The sequence below is a fragment of the Sphingobacterium sp. GW821-FHT03E03 genome, assembly GCF_059420745.1.
Window position 1 is genome coordinate 38,470 of record NZ_JBWKUH010000026.1, and the last position, 14,106, is coordinate 52,575.

Genomic DNA, 14,106 nt, shown 5'->3' on the forward strand with positions numbered 1-14,106 from the left:
GAATTATGTCAGTATTTAAAGTAGCATCGAGATATGCAAAGTCATTAATTGACTTGGCTAGCGAGCAAGGCTCACTGGAGACCATCAAGACAGATATGGATTCGTTCATTGCTGTTTTAAAATCCAGTTCGGAATTGCAGGCTGTTTTGGCCAATCCTATTGTTCCTTTGGACAAGAAGAAAAACATATTGGATGCTTTATTTAAAGATAAGATCAATCCGAATATCTTGGCATTCTTTAAGATCATGATCAACAAAGGTCGTGGTACAATAGTATATGCTACTGCTCAGGAATTTGTCCGTGAGTATAATGAGGTAAAAGGTATTGTGAAAGCTACAGTTACATCTGCAGCGCCACTTTCTGAAGCTAATTTGGCAGCGATGAAAGATGTACTTGCAAAAGAAACCAACGCTCAGGTGATATTGAACAATAAAGTCGATAGCAGTTTGATAGGTGGATTTGTAGTCAATGTTGGTGACCGCCAGATTGATGCAAGTATTGCTGGTAAGTTGAATAAATTAGAAAGATATTTGAATCAGGGTAACTAAGTTATTCTGATACTTGAAGTAAAATAAATCAAAAAACCCCTTATAATAATTAAAATGATAGAGGTAAGACCAGATGAAGTTTCGGCAATTCTAAGAGAACAATTGTCGGGCTTTAAATCAGAAGCCGAACTAGAGGAAGTGGGTACCGTACTTGCTGTAGGTGACGGTATTGCTCGTATTTACGGCTTAACTAAAGTTCAGTCCGGTGAGTTGGTTGAATTTGATAACGGATTACAAGGTATTGTATTAAACTTAGAAGAAGACAACGTCGGTGTTGTACTTTTAGGTCCTTCTGACGAAATTAAAGAAGGAGATACTATTAAACGTACCAACCGTATTGCATCCATCAAAGTTGGAGAAGGTTTGTTGGGACGTGTTGTGAATACATTGGGTCAACCAATTGATGGTAAAGGGCCTATCCAAGGTGAATTGTATGAAATGCCTATTGAGCGTAAAGCTCCGGGTGTTATCTACCGTCAACCAGTAACTGAACCATTACAAACAGGTATCAAAGCGATTGATGCGATGATTCCAGTAGGTCGTGGTCAACGTGAGTTGGTAATCGGTGACCGTCAAACAGGTAAAACTGCGGTTTGTATCGATACGATCTTAAATCAAAAAGAATTCTATGATGCAGGTCAACCTGTATTCTGTATCTACGTTGCTGTAGGTCAAAAGAATTCTACTGTAGCGAATATCGTTCGTACATTGGAGGAAAGAGGAGCAATGGCTTATACAGTTGTAGTCGCTGCTTCTGCGGCGGATCCTGCTCCACTTCAATTCTACGCGCCAATGGCGGGTGCTGCTATCGGTGAGTTCTTCCGTGATACAGGTCGTCCAGCGTTGATTGTTTATGATGATTTGTCTAAACAAGCTGTGGCTTACCGTGAGGTTTCTTTATTGTTACGTCGTCCTCCAGGCCGCGAAGCATACCCAGGTGACGTATTCTACTTACACAGCCGTTTATTAGAGCGTGCAGCGAAAATCAACTCTTCTGATGATATCGCTCGTAACATGAATGACCTTCCTGAGTCTATCAAGCATTTGGTTAAAGGTGGTGGTTCATTGACAGCTCTTCCGATCATTGAAACACAAGCAGGTGACGTTTCGGCATATATCCCTACCAACGTAATCTCTATTACAGATGGTCAGATCTTCTTGGAGTCTAACTTATTTAATGCTGGTATTCGTCCGGCGATCAACGTAGGTATTTCGGTATCTCGTGTGGGTGGTAACGCTCAGATCAAACCGATGAAAAAAGTATCAGGTACATTAAAGTTGGATCAAGCACAGTACCGTGAATTGGAAGCTTTCGCGAAATTCGGATCTGATCTAGATGCTGCTACTAAGGCTGTATTGGATAAAGGTGTTCGTAACGTTGAGATCTTGAAACAAGGTCAATACTCTCCAGTTTCTGTAGAGAAACAAGTTGCGATCATTTACATTGGAACGAAAGGTTTATTGCGTAATGTTCCAGTAAATAAAGTAAGAGAGTTTGAAGAAGAATTCTTGACACAGTTGGAACAACGTCATCCAGAAGTTTTGTCAGCGTTCAAAGCTGGTAAATTCTCTGATGAATTGACTGCAGTATTAGAAAAAGTAGCTAAGGATTTAGCATCAAAATATTAATTAGTAATGAGTATTTGGCATTGAGTCTATTGACTACGCTCAATACTCAATACTAGGTACTTGATACTTAAACAAATATGGCAAATTTAAAAGAAGTAAGAAACCGGATTACCTCGGTATCATCAACACAGCAGATCACTAAAGCCATGAAAATGGTTTCGGCTGCTAAATTGAAGCGCGCTACTAACGCTATCTTACAATTGCGCCCATATGCGAATAAACTAAGAGATATTTTGGCTGATGTTTCTGCAAGTGTGGAGGGAAGTAATTCTCCTTTCACAGTAGATCGTGAGCCAAATAAGGTGTTGATCGTTGTTGTTTCTTCTAATAGAGGTTTGGCTGGGGCATTCAACGCGAATGCTATCAAGATGACTAATAACTTGATCGCTAACAAATATGCCGAGCAGCATGCGAAAGGCAATTTGAGTATCATCGCTATTGGTAAAAAAGGTTACGATTTCTATTCGAAGCGTAATTTCGATGTGATAGCTAACCACTCAGACTTGTTTTCTGATTTAAATTTTGGATCTGTTTCTGTAGTGACAGAATTTATCATGGAACAATTTAAGGAAGGTAATTTTGATCGTGTTGAAGTGGTGTATAACCAATTCAAAAACGCTGCAGTTCAAGAGTTGACAGCAGAGCAGATTTTGCCTTTATTACCACCTGCGGAGGAAAACACACAACATACGCATAAAGCAAAAATTGAAGCTGAAGTGGATTATATCATCGAACCTTCCAAAGAGAAGATTATCGAAGAGTTAATTCCTAAAGCCATCAAGATTCAATTATACAAAGCTGTTTTAGATTCCAATGCTTCTGAGCATGGTGCGCGTATGACAGCAATGGATAAAGCAACTGAAAATGCTGGTGACTTAATAAAATCACTTAAGTTATCGTACAACCAGGCACGTCAGGCGGCAATTACAACAGAATTGACGGAGATTGTCTCTGGAGCGGCAGCTTTATCAAACGGATAATCCTGTAATCGGGAAAGCATAAAAAAGGCGATAATCTTATGATTATCGCCTTTTTTATGCTTAGTAATCCTTTTTTACCACCTGATTAAAGCGGATCCCCAAGTGAAGCCTGCGCCAAAGGCGGCTAAACAAATAAGATCACCCTCTTTAATTTTTCCGGCTTCCCAAGCCTCACATAGTGCGATCGGTATGGAGGCTGCTGTGGTATTACCATATTTTTGGATATTGTTGAAGACCTGATCCTCATTTAATCCTAAGGTTTTCTGCACAAACTGTGAAATACGAAGATTGGCCTGATGAGGGATCAACAGGTCAATGTCAGAAGTTTTAAGGTTGTTCTTTGTCAAAGCCTCATGAATAACTTCGGGGAACTTTACAACGGCCTTTTTGAAAACGGCCTGTCCGTCCATATTTGGGAACGCAGTTCCATCTTCAAGCATTTCTTTGGTCATCAATAATCCCCCCAATTCCTGTTCCGGCCAATCGGGCATTTTATCCAGCCAGATTCCACTTGATGCTCCTGGATAATACATCGCGAGCTTTTCTGCTTCCGCACCATCAGAATGTAAATGCGTGCTCAAAATGCCTTTGCTAGCTTCGGTTGTCGGCTGAACAACTACTGCTCCGGCACCATCACCGAAAATAACAGAAACAGCACGTCCTCTGGTTGAAAAATCGAGTGCAAATGAATGTTTCTCGGAACCCACTACAAGTACATTTTTGTACATCCCCGTTTTGACAAATTGATCTGCTATGGATAGGGCATAGATGAAGCCAGAACATTGATTTCTGATATCCAGTGCGCCGACCTCTTTCATGCCCATTTCCCGTTGGAGTAAAACTGCGCAGCCTGGGAAATAATAATCTGGAGACAAGGTTGCGAAGATGATGAAATCGACATCTTCCTTGCTGATATTGGCGCGCTCAATTGCTATTTTCGCGGCTTCAACACCCATTGTGGTTGTCGTTTCTCCGATACGGTCGGCATAGCGACGCTCTTTGATACCTGTTCTTTCTTGAATCCATTCGTCACTGGTATCCATAAAACGTGTTAAGTCATTGTTGGTATATACGTTTTTTGGAACGTAATAGCCAATTCCTGCGATTTTTGACTGAAACATAATAAATTCCTCTAATTGATTGTATTCTTCCCTTTTATATTATCGTTAATTTAGAAAAAAATATTCTATTTTTGCAGCATGGGTACCCAAACTGCTGAAGAAACCTTTACGTTAGAAGAGATATTAGCGTCTGTTAAGGACTCTAATCGCCTGATTTTATGGAATGACGAAACGAACACGTTCGACCATGTGATTCATTGTTTGATGTATCACCTTCAATATACCGAAAAGCAAGCTGAAAAAATTGCCTGGAAAGTACATACTGAAGGGAAGTGTGCCGTTTTGGAGGGGACTTTTACAGAGATGGAAATCTACCGTAAGATTTTGAAAGCAGAAGGCTTGACGGTCTCTGTGGAATAAATTTACTATCCTTTTTGTTACCGTAATAATGTGGTTACGCTTCAAGTTTGTCTCTAAGTTTTAGTTTTATTTGCACTGAACTATAAACTAAGCTGAAGCTCTCATGTTATTTAACGCTAAATCGTTTAAATTTTTATTACTTGTATTTCTTCTGCCGGTTGTGGCTTTTGCACAAACCGGTCAAATCAAAGCTATCCTGATCGATAGCAAAACATCCAAACCAATTTCATCTGCCAGTGCCGCACTTTTAGATGCCAGTAACAATAGTTATGTCAAAGGAGGGCAGTCCGTAGACCAAGGATTTCTTTTATTTTCCGATATTAAGCCGGGTAAATATAATGTTCGTATCAGCTACGTAGGTTATGAAACGCATACCATTGAAGGGGTAGATGTGGTTGCGTCCAAGAGCAAAGACCTTGGACGGATTGGTTTAAATTCAACAGGTGAACTGCTGGAGGAGGTTGTAGTCGAAGGGAAAGTGCCTGCGATGCAGATTGGTATTGACCGCAAAACCTTTAACGTGGGCGAGAGCTTGGTCAGTGCGGGTGGAACAGCAACAGATGTGTTAGCCAATGTACCGACGCTTCAGGTGGATCAAGATGGATCGGTGAGCCTGCGTGGATCCAGCAGTGTCAAGATTCTAATAGATGGCCGCGAGTCAGCACTCGCAGGAAACGATGTCACATCTTTGCTTCAGAGTCTTCCGGCTAATTCCATAGAAAAGGTTGAGGTCATCACCAATCCCTCATCTAAATATGACGCGGAAGGGCAGACGGGGATTATCAATATCGTCTTAAAGAAAAATATTCGAACAGGGCTGAATGGATCAGTAAATACATCTGCTGGTTCCTATGACAATTATATGGCTGGTATAACATTGAATTATCGTGACCGGAAATTCAATTATTTCGGATCCTATAACTTCAATAAACGCAATATGGTTGGCAGTGGGAAAACGGACAATATCTTTTTAAGCGATACGACACGCAACTATAGTGAATCTGAATCGTCAAGGAAGGGAAATAGCCATACGGTCAAAGCCGGATTTGATTATAATATGTCTGATCGTACTTCATTGAGCTTTTCGGGTAATTTGAGCGTTCGAGATAATAAACGGATGGAGGATTTAGATTATCGGTTTTATAAATTATCTCAGGAGACCGGAACGAGCGTACGTAATTCCACTCAATTTGAAGACGATTTAGGCTACGAATTCAATGCGGATTTTAGGCATCAATTTAAGCGACAGGGGGAGGAATTGACGGCAAACGCAAGTTATGGTAGAGACAAGGAGGATGGCACGAATGATTTTCGTCAAAACTATACTGACGGTCGGAAAGAAACCGCACGAACAAATACGACCTCTGAAGATGGCAAGAATATCAATCTTCAGCTGGATTATGTGCTGCCATTTTCTGAGGTAAGCAAATTTGAGGCCGGCTACCGTTCTCAAATTAGGAAGTCTTTTGATACCCAATTTTCTTTATCACTTGATTCGGTAGGCGATTATGTACCGGATTATAGGATCAGTAATGATTTTGATTTTACCAGTGCTGTTCATGCGATCTATGCCAATTATCAAAATAAGCTGACGGATAAAATTGGCTATCAAATTGGATTACGGGGCGAACAATTTGAACTCAAATCCACTTATTTTTCCAAGGATCCCGATGCTGTGGAAAAAGAATCCAATGCAAAGCAGAACTTTTTTAGACTGTACCCGACCTTGTTTTTAACCTATGATGTAGACGATAATGGTGACAAAGTTCAGTTTAGTTACTCACGTCGTGTGCAACGTGCACGTGGATGGCAGGTCAATCCATTTTTAAATGTATCCGATGATTTGAATTACCGTCAGGGAAATCCGAATTTGAAACCTGAAGATGTACATAGTTTAGAGTTGAGCTTTGCCAAAACTTTTGGAAAGGTCAATTTAATATCTTCGGCTTACTTTAATCATGCCAGTGAGGTTATCCAGCCTTTTGTTTACAATATTGAAGATGGCCGAACGTATAGTAGATGGGAGAATATGACCAGTCGTAATCTTTCTGGCTTTGAGTTTATTTCAAAGGTGAATGCAACGAAAGATTTTGACTTTACATTTAATCTTAATTTGATCCACATTAAATATAATGCAAATCCAGACTATGAGATAAAAGAAAGAAAGGACTTCGCTTATAATGCCAATTTAACGGCCAATTATCGTCTTACACCTACTTTCTCTGCTCAAATGAGAGGAGAATACAATTCGTCACGCGTCATGGCCCAAGGACAGATGAATGCGATGAAAGGGGTGGATGTGGCGTTGAAAAAAGATGTATTTAAGAAGAAAGCTTCGATTATGCTGAATGTTAGAGACCTGTTTAACTCACGGAAGATGAATGGTGTGACAGAGACTTCCCAACTTATATCTAATTTTGAGCACCGTTGGATGAAGAGAATGGTCACTTTATCGCTCTCTTATCGTTTTGGTAGTCAGGACCTAATTAAGTCGAAGAAGAAAGAAACACAGACAAATGAAATAAACGGTGGTGGAGAGGAATATTAAAAAATATTCCTCTTTTTAAGCCCAAATATGTAATTTTAATTTTGAAACAAACCTAAAACTAAAAAGAATGAAGTTATTAAAAACAGTTCTTGCGGTATCAGTGATGGCATTTTCTGCACATCTTAATACTGCCGTGGCGCAAGCAAAAAAAGAAGTTCCAGCTTACAAAATTTTGGATCTGCCACGTGTGGATATCAAGAAATTCAAAAAGAATAAGGCCGGAGCATATATTATTTTTGATGGTACTTCCATGGAAGGCTGGAGAGGATATGATAAAACTGTAGTTCCAAAAAAATGGGTAATCAATGAAGGCGCAATTAAATTTGATAGTGGAGCGAATGTAGGCAAGGACGAAGGTGGAGATTTGATTTTCGCGCATGACTTCAAAAACTTCGAATTGGAATTGGAATGGAAAGTAGCAAAAGGAGCAAATTCCGGAATTTTCTTCCTGGCGAAAGAAGTCGAAGGCCAGCCCATCTATATTTCTTCACCGGAATGCCAGGTGCTTGACAACGAAAACCATCCAGATGCTAAAATGGGCGTCGATGGGAATCGTAAGTCTACATCATTGTATGATATGATTCCTGCGAAACCACAAAATGGCAAACCTTATGGCGAATGGAACAAGGTGAAGATCCGCGTGAACAATGGTAAAGTTGAGCACTTCCAAAATGGTGTGAAAGTCGTTGAATATACCCTATGGGATAAATCTTGGGTTGACCTATTACAAAAAAGTAAATTCAGTCAAGAAAAATGGCCTTTGGCTTTTGAGTTGCTGAGCCATGTAGGTGGAGACAGCAAATCAGGAGTGATTGGTCTTCAAGATCATGGAAATGATGTTTGGTTTAAGAACATAACCGTTAAAGTTTTAAAATAGAAACCCGCAGGCTTTCGTAAATCTAAAAGCTCCGGAAGCCTATTGGAGGTTATTTCTGCCGAATAATAACAGAACTTTATAACAGAAAAGCAGCTTTTAAAGCTGCTTTTCTGTTATAATATTGCTTGCAATTCTTTCAGATCGACGATCATGTGTGGTACATCTTCAGGTTTTTCCGTACTGTTCGGATTAAAGAAGATCGCATCCATTCCGACATTCATTGCCCCACGTACATCCGCATCCAGATTATCTCCAATCATCAATGATTGTTGTACGTGTGCCCCCGTGGTTTCCAGTGCAAATTGAAAGATCTTTGGATCAGGTTTGTTCACTCCGACGACTTCAGAAATAAAGATATTTTTGAAATATTTGTTCAAATTGCTTTTTTCCAATTTGGTCTCACAAGCCTCTTTAAAACCATTGGAGATCAAATGCAGGTTGTATTTTTCGTCCAGATAAGCCAAGGTTTCATGCGCATGTGGAAATAAATTCGTCTTTTGAGGACAGATCGCGAGGTATTCCAGTTCAAATTCTTCCGGAAACAATTCGGGATCTACACCCAATTCGATAAATGTATCAGCAAATCGAGCCTTTCTTAACTCGGGTTTTGAAATCTTTCCATGATGGTATAATCCCCAAAGGCGATGATTGTTGGTCGTATAAGTTTCTATGAAACGGGTAGGGGATTCCTTGTTAAACAAGTTGTCAAACTTGTATTTAAAATATAGTTCGTGGAGACTTTCTTCGGCATTTTTGTCAAAATCCCAGATGGTATGATCCAAATCAAAGAAAATATCCTTTTTCTCACGATTAAACATATACAAATATACCACCTCTGGGGAGATTTTATCTTATTGTGAATCGGCTAATTTTCTTCTTTGTGTCATAATCTTTAGGATATTTCCGAATGCCTTGGTGAATAGCTATTTTTGCTACATGAAGAAAGCGCTTTTACTCTTTTATTTCCTTTTGTTTTACGCGATCATGCAGTTGATATGGTGGGGGGTGATGTTCATCCGGTTTGATCCGAGCAAAAAGAACATGATCATAGGCGAAGGTATTTTCTTCTTGATCATTTTTTTATGGGGTGCGTGGCGGTTAAAGCGCTTGGTAGAGCGAGAACAGAAATTGTTGCAACAGCAGCAAAATTTCCTTTTGGCTATTACGCATGAGTTGAAATCTCCTTTGGCTTCAGTCAAACTCTATATTCAAACCATTTTGCGACGGGATCTGGATAAAGAGCAACAGCAGACTTTTTTAAGAAATTCCCTAAAAGATATTGAGCGATTGGATGATCTGGTAGAGAATGTCTTGATGACAACCAAATTGGATAGCCGCAATTACAGTATGCCCAAAGAGGATTTTAACTTTACTTCTTTGGTGGAGCAGATTGTCGATCGACTTCAAAAGAATTCATGCAGCTCACAGGTATTGAAACCTTACCTGGAGTCGGATATTATTATCCATGGTGACAAATTTGCGATAAGTAATGTCGTGACAAATCTCATTGAGAATGCTATTAAATACTCACCGGCCTGTGCCATGGTGGATGTCAAACTATATACGGAGAGCAGTAAAATAATTTTTTCTGTTGCTGACCATGGTATCGGTATCAGTGATGAAGAGAAAAAACTTATCTTTAATAAGTTTTATCGCGTGGGAAGTGAAGCGACACGGAAAACCAAAGGTACTGGTTTGGGGTTATATATCGTGAAAACCGTGTTGCAGAAGCACGATGCGACCATTAAAGTTAAAGATAACACTCCTAAAGGGAGTATTTTTGAAGTAACATTTGAAAGAAATGCAAAGTAAACAAAGAATATTACTTGTCGAAGATGAAGAACACTTGTTAGAAGCAATCAAGTTGAATCTCGAAATGGAAGGTTACCGTGTCACTACGGCTACTGACGGAAAAAAAGCATTGAAAGTTTTTAAAGAGGAACGTTTCAATCTCGTGATATTGGACGTTATGATCCCTGAAATTGACGGATTTCAAGTTGCAGAAACAATCCGACTACAGAATACAGAGGTTCCTATCATGTTTTTGACTGCCAAGAACAGTAGCGAAGACCGTATCACTGGACTAAAAAAAGGTGCCGATGATTATTTGGTAAAACCTTTCAATTTAGAAGAATTGATTCTCCGTGTAGGAAATTTGGTTCGTCGCGGTATGAAACCAGATGATCTTAAAGAATTGAATTCTTATCAAATCGGTGATAAAACCATCTATTTTAATTCTTACGAATTGCATCATGCAGATGGAACGATTACCTCATTGACAAAAAAAGAAACCATGCTATTGAAGCTGTTGATCGAACGTCGTAACGAAGCCGTTTCCCGTGAGCAGATTTTAGAAACTGTATGGAATTATGACGTCTATCCTTCGACGCGTACCATTGACAATTTCATTTTGACATTCCGGAAATATTTTGAGCCGGATCAAAAGCACCCAATCTATTTCCACTCTATCCGAGGTGTTGGTTATAAATTTACCGACAATAACGCATAGCAAATAAAAGATGATGACAATTAAGGCTAGAATAGCCGTTATTTTTATTGCTGCGTTATTTTTGGGCTATGGTTTATACCAAGGTCATTACCAGACAGCCGTATTGTTGGCTGGTGGAATTGGTTATCTAATTTGGAGCCATTTTCGGGAGGGGTCAGTTTTCTTGGCAACACAAGCTTTTCATCGGCAAGACTATGAAAAGACAAAAAACTTGTTATCCGAAATAAAAAATCCGGATACCCTTCGTAAAGGCCGTCGTAATTTTTATGAATTTATGATGGGAAATATAGCTCTAAAGGAGGATCGTATCGATGAGGCTGAATATCATTTTCAGCTGGCTTCCCGTCTACCCTGGAAAAAAGATAATGAAAAAGGTATGGTAATGATCAATCTGGCTAATATCGCGCTGCGAAAAACGGATTATGAACGAGCAAGGGCGTATACAGATGTGGCTAACAAATTGCATTTAACTGCAAGACAGGTCAGTATTATTACAAAAATAGAAAACGAAATTTCAAAACATTTATAGTGAGTACTACTTTACAAAACGACTTATTGATTAGAGCTGCATTCTCGCAGCAAACGGAGAGACCTCCTGTGTGGATGATGCGTCAGGCTGGACGCTTTATGAAAGAATACTGGGATATCAAAAACAAGTATTCTTTTCTCGAAATGTGCAAAACACCAGAGATTGCAGCAGACGTAACGATGTTACCCGTGGATTTGTTGGGAATAGATGCGGCGATCTTGTTTTCGGATATTTTGGTTACAGCAGAGGCAATGGGTGGCGATCTGTCATTTGAACAAGGAGTAGGTCCTCGTTTTTCTAATCCAATTCGTTCTGTCAAAGATGCTGAGGCATTATCGGTTGACTGTCTGGATAAATTGCAATATGTTGCGGATGCCATAAAAGTAATTCAACAACGTCTTGATAATCGTATTCCATTGATCGGTTTTGCGGGAGCACCTTTTACCATTTTAAGTTATTTGGTTGAAGGCGGTTCCTCAAAGGATTTCAAGTTGACGAAGTTGATGTTAAACAATCAACCTGAATTGGCACATACAATCCTTCAAAAGATTGCTGATGTAACGGTAGAATATCTTAATATGCAGATTGTGGCAGGCGTAAATGCGATCCAATTATTTGATAGCTGGGCTTTGGCTTTGTCTTGGAATGATTACCGTGATTTTTCACATTATTATAACAAACAGATCATCTCCAAATTGAACCGCAAGGATATTCCTGTAATATCTTTCTGTAAAGGATCATCTGTCTTTGCTCCAATGATGGTGGAGGCGCAGCCAGATGTGGTTTCGATCGACTGGAATGCAGATCTTAAAAATATGAAGCAATCTTTGCCTCAAGGAATAGCAGTTCAAGGGAATTTAGATCCGTTTGTACTCTATGCTGAAAAGCCTGTTATAAAAAAGAAAATTATAGAATTATTTGAGCGTATGCGCGGAGAGAATGGTTTTATATTCAATTTAGGACATGGTATTATGCCTGATATTCCTTTTGATAATGTAAAATATGCAATCGAGGTTGTGAAAGAATTTAGGTATTAAACTTTTGATTGGAAAGAGTTCTGAAAAAACGAAACAAGATTTTAGATAACATCCGATCAAGAAGAAAGAAGACTTGCTATAACTGGCAGGTCTTTTTTTTGAGTAAAAGAGGGCAGTTGGGAATAGTTAAAAAGCTTTTTTTAATGTATTTGTAATACATTAAATGCGGGTTATAATGGACATGGTGAAAATTCGTGCAAAATATGTTAAAATGAGCACACTTACTTTTTTTGTAAATCTTGTTTTATTTTATAGCTTAGTCGCAAAACCTAATAAATGAGTAAAAATACCTTGATGGATGGGCTGCTGATTAATGAAGAAGCACTGGAAGAAGTGTTTCATCATTATTTTGACGAGCTATGCCGTTTCTTAGGGTATTATACGCGTGATGTACAGTTGGTGGAGGACTGTTTGCAGGATGTATTTGTTAAACTATGGGAAGATCGGGATCAAATCCATATTTTCCATGTCAAGACTTATCTTTATCGGGCAGCCCGTAACCGTGTGCTCAATGCTTTACGCAATGAAAGTGCACGTACTGCTCATTTGGAACGTTGGTTTAGGGAGGAAATGACCCGCCAGGAAGCAGAGGAGTGTATCAATATGGAGGAGTTTTCCCTTGTTTATCAGGAAGCTATAGGCAAATTGCCTGAAAAATGTAAAATCGTCTATCAATACTGTAAGGAAGAACAGAAGACCTATCAGCAGGCAGCTCAGGAACTGCAAATATCCATCAAGACAGTCGAAAATCAGATGTCCATTGCGTCTAAAAAAATACGGGCACATATACTTGAACGCTATCAAATACTGTATCCAGATTCGATTTTATTGGTTTTAACGATGTGTGGTGTAGGCCTTTCCACACTCGGTTAAATATTTTTAAAAAAAACACAAAATCTTTTAGGGGTTTTCTCCGCTCTAGGTGTCTATTTGTCGTAAACCCAAAATAATGAATAGCAGTTATAAGCCGTCACTGGAGCAATTAGTTCGATATCTAAAAAAAGAGAGTGATGTAAAGGAAAATGAAGCGATTGTAGCTTGGCTCGATTCAAGTGAACAAAATCGTCATTATCTTTTGCAGCTGGAAAACGAATGGATACATCTCAAAGAACCGCCACTGATCATCGATCGGGCAGATCGTCCACGGATATGGGACAAAATCCAAGATCGTATCCAACCTGTTGTAAAAACTATTGTTTTTGACCGTAACCGTTTTTGGTGGTTGGTTAGTGCTGCGGCCATTCTTATTTTTCTGTCAGGGACATTGGGAACGTATTTTATTCAGCGTAATATTTCAATGAATAAATCTTCGCAGGATCAAACGATTGTTTATACGGCTTTAGGACAAAAGTCACAGGTTATATTACCTGATGGATCAAAAGCTTGGTTAAATGCGGGAACTAAGATGAGCTATTCGCATGCATTCAATCAACATGATCGTAAGATTACACTCGAAGGCGAGGCATTTTTTGATGTGGTAAAAAAAGAAAATATGCCTTTCACCGTGCAGACTTCCCATTTGGATGTTGTGGTGAAAGGAACTGCTTTCGATGTTTCAGCCTATGCGGATGATGCGAAGATAGAGGTATCCCTGCTGCGTGGAAAAGTTGCGATAAAAGATAAAAAAGGACAATTGATAGGAGAATTAAAACCTAATGATTGGATCCAACTGGATAAACGGACTGGTCGGTATACGCAAATACGACATTTGGACGCGATACAATATAGCACCTGGAAATCAGAAGAACTTGTTTTTGAGAACGAATCTTTGGAAAGTGTTCTTAAGAAATTGGAACGTTGGTATGGTGTCAATATTACTTGGAGGGGAGCAGAGTCCGATAGACATTATACATTCAAAGTGAAAACTGAAAGTTTACGAGAAATTTTGGAATTGATCAATGTCATTACACCAATCCAATACACAATAGCAGGCAAATCTGTAGCTATAGTTTCAAAAAAACGATAACC

At 39.2% G+C, this 14,106-nt stretch carries 14 protein-coding genes; 12 read left to right on the forward strand and 2 right to left on the reverse strand.

The genetic code is table 11. From position 1 onward, the window contains the following. Nucleotides 1–5 precede the first annotated feature (5 nt). The 3 genes from AC07UV_RS21135 (at nucleotide 6) to atpG (ending at nucleotide 3,157) form a co-directional block, all read left to right on the forward strand. Nucleotides 6–548 (forward strand): F0F1 ATP synthase subunit delta, encoded by a 543-nt coding sequence (locus AC07UV_RS21135; RefSeq protein WP_120262216.1) that lies wholly within the window; start codon nucleotides 6–8, stop codon nucleotides 546–548. 54 nt (nucleotides 549–602) lie between these two features. Beyond that, nucleotides 603–2,177, forward strand: a complete 1,575-nt coding sequence (gene atpA, locus AC07UV_RS21140; RefSeq protein ID WP_282252384.1) for a F0F1 ATP synthase subunit alpha — start codon at nucleotides 603–605, stop codon at nucleotides 2,175–2,177. Nucleotides 2,178–2,254: 77 nt separating this feature from the next. Continuing rightward, nucleotides 2,255–3,157 carry an ATP synthase F1 subunit gamma gene (gene atpG, locus AC07UV_RS21145; protein ID WP_282252386.1) on the forward strand — a complete coding sequence of 301 codons (903 nt, stop codon included), beginning with the start codon at nucleotides 2,255–2,257 and terminating at the stop codon, nucleotides 3,155–3,157. Nucleotides 3,158–3,231: 74 nt separating this feature from the next. Here atpG and AC07UV_RS21150 read toward each other — a convergent pair whose 3' ends face one another. Continuing rightward, nucleotides 3,232–4,278: a 3-oxoacyl-ACP synthase III family protein gene (locus AC07UV_RS21150; protein ID WP_495185196.1), complete on the reverse strand. Its 1,047-nt coding sequence runs from the start codon at nucleotides 4,276–4,278 to the stop codon at nucleotides 3,232–3,234. A gap of 78 nt (nucleotides 4,279–4,356) precedes the next feature. On the opposite strand from AC07UV_RS21150, the gene AC07UV_RS21155 reads away from it, so the two are divergent. The 3 genes from AC07UV_RS21155 (at nucleotide 4,357) to AC07UV_RS21165 (ending at nucleotide 8,063) form a co-directional block, all read left to right on the forward strand. Continuing rightward, a complete protein-coding gene (locus AC07UV_RS21155; protein WP_077437687.1) occupies nucleotides 4,357–4,638 on the forward strand; it encodes an ATP-dependent Clp protease adaptor ClpS in 282 nt (93 codons plus the stop codon). Nucleotides 4,639–4,741: 103 nt separating this feature from the next. Next, the gene (locus AC07UV_RS21160) at nucleotides 4,742–7,186 is read left to right on the forward strand and encodes a TonB-dependent receptor (protein ID WP_495185197.1); all 2,445 of its coding nucleotides are present in this window, start codon (nucleotides 4,742–4,744) and stop codon (nucleotides 7,184–7,186) included. Nucleotides 7,187–7,253: 67 nt separating this feature from the next. Then, nucleotides 7,254–8,063: a 3-keto-disaccharide hydrolase gene (locus AC07UV_RS21165; RefSeq protein ID WP_282252391.1), complete on the forward strand. Its 810-nt coding sequence runs from the start codon at nucleotides 7,254–7,256 to the stop codon at nucleotides 8,061–8,063. Nucleotides 8,064–8,176: 113 nt separating this feature from the next. On the opposite strand, the gene AC07UV_RS21170 is transcribed toward AC07UV_RS21165, so the two are convergent. Beyond that, complete coding sequence (locus AC07UV_RS21170) at nucleotides 8,177–8,881, reverse strand: YjjG family noncanonical pyrimidine nucleotidase (RefSeq protein WP_495185212.1); 705 nt, start codon at nucleotides 8,879–8,881, stop codon at nucleotides 8,177–8,179. Between the two features lie 118 nt (nucleotides 8,882–8,999). On the opposite strand from AC07UV_RS21170, the gene AC07UV_RS21175 reads away from it, so the two are divergent. The 6 genes from AC07UV_RS21175 to AC07UV_RS21200 all read left to right on the forward strand — a co-directional run bounded on the left by AC07UV_RS21175 (nucleotide 9,000) and on the right by AC07UV_RS21200 (nucleotide 14,104). Further along, nucleotides 9,000–9,875 (forward strand): sensor histidine kinase, encoded by an 876-nt coding sequence (locus AC07UV_RS21175; RefSeq protein ID WP_120262223.1) that lies wholly within the window; start codon nucleotides 9,000–9,002, stop codon nucleotides 9,873–9,875. Beyond that, nucleotides 9,865–10,572, forward strand: coding sequence for a response regulator transcription factor (locus AC07UV_RS21180; RefSeq protein WP_120262224.1), 708 nt, complete (start codon nucleotides 9,865–9,867; stop codon nucleotides 10,570–10,572). Before AC07UV_RS21175 ends, AC07UV_RS21180 begins: the two co-directional genes overlap by 11 nt. 10 nt (nucleotides 10,573–10,582) lie before the next feature. Further along, entirely contained in the window at nucleotides 10,583–11,101 is a 519-nt protein-coding gene (locus AC07UV_RS21185; RefSeq protein ID WP_495185198.1) for a hypothetical protein, read from the forward strand. Beyond that, nucleotides 11,101–12,138: a uroporphyrinogen decarboxylase gene (gene hemE / locus AC07UV_RS21190; RefSeq protein ID WP_495185199.1), complete on the forward strand. Its 1,038-nt coding sequence runs from the start codon at nucleotides 11,101–11,103 to the stop codon at nucleotides 12,136–12,138. Before AC07UV_RS21185 ends, hemE begins: the two co-directional genes overlap by 1 nt. A gap of 276 nt (nucleotides 12,139–12,414) precedes the next feature. After that, complete coding sequence (locus AC07UV_RS21195) at nucleotides 12,415–13,011, forward strand: RNA polymerase sigma-70 factor (RefSeq protein WP_495185200.1); 597 nt, start codon at nucleotides 12,415–12,417, stop codon at nucleotides 13,009–13,011. 76 nt (nucleotides 13,012–13,087) lie between these two features. Continuing rightward, on the forward strand, nucleotides 13,088–14,104 hold the full coding sequence (locus AC07UV_RS21200) for a FecR family protein (RefSeq protein WP_495185201.1): 1,017 nt from the start codon (nucleotides 13,088–13,090) through the stop codon (nucleotides 14,102–14,104). Nucleotides 14,105–14,106: the final 2 nt, after the last annotated feature.

Bases quoted from the DNA above. Each gene is read 5' to 3' on its own strand.
- AC07UV_RS21135 (WP_120262216.1), top strand. From the start codon at position 6: ATGTCAGTATTTAAAGTAGCATCGAGATATGCAAAGTCATTAATTGAC.
- atpA (WP_282252384.1), top strand. From the start codon at position 603: ATGATAGAGGTAAGACCAGATGAAGTTTCGGCAATTCTAAGAGAACAA.
- atpG (WP_282252386.1), top strand. From the start codon at position 2,255: ATGGCAAATTTAAAAGAAGTAAGAAACCGGATTACCTCGGTATCATCA.
- AC07UV_RS21150 (WP_495185196.1), bottom strand. From the start codon at position 4,278: ATGTTTCAGTCAAAAATCGCAGGAATTGGCTATTACGTTCCAAAAAAC.
- AC07UV_RS21155 (WP_077437687.1), top strand. From the start codon at position 4,357: ATGGGTACCCAAACTGCTGAAGAAACCTTTACGTTAGAAGAGATATTA.
- AC07UV_RS21160 (WP_495185197.1), top strand. From the start codon at position 4,742: ATGTTATTTAACGCTAAATCGTTTAAATTTTTATTACTTGTATTTCTT.
- AC07UV_RS21165 (WP_282252391.1), top strand. From the start codon at position 7,254: ATGAAGTTATTAAAAACAGTTCTTGCGGTATCAGTGATGGCATTTTCT.
- AC07UV_RS21170 (WP_495185212.1), bottom strand. From the start codon at position 8,881: ATGTTTAATCGTGAGAAAAAGGATATTTTCTTTGATTTGGATCATACC.
- AC07UV_RS21175 (WP_120262223.1), top strand. From the start codon at position 9,000: ATGAAGAAAGCGCTTTTACTCTTTTATTTCCTTTTGTTTTACGCGATC.
- AC07UV_RS21180 (WP_120262224.1), top strand. From the start codon at position 9,865: ATGCAAAGTAAACAAAGAATATTACTTGTCGAAGATGAAGAACACTTG.
- AC07UV_RS21185 (WP_495185198.1), top strand. From the start codon at position 10,583: ATGATGACAATTAAGGCTAGAATAGCCGTTATTTTTATTGCTGCGTTA.
- AC07UV_RS21195 (WP_495185200.1), top strand. From the start codon at position 12,415: ATGAGTAAAAATACCTTGATGGATGGGCTGCTGATTAATGAAGAAGCA.
- AC07UV_RS21200 (WP_495185201.1), top strand. From the start codon at position 13,088: ATGAATAGCAGTTATAAGCCGTCACTGGAGCAATTAGTTCGATATCTA.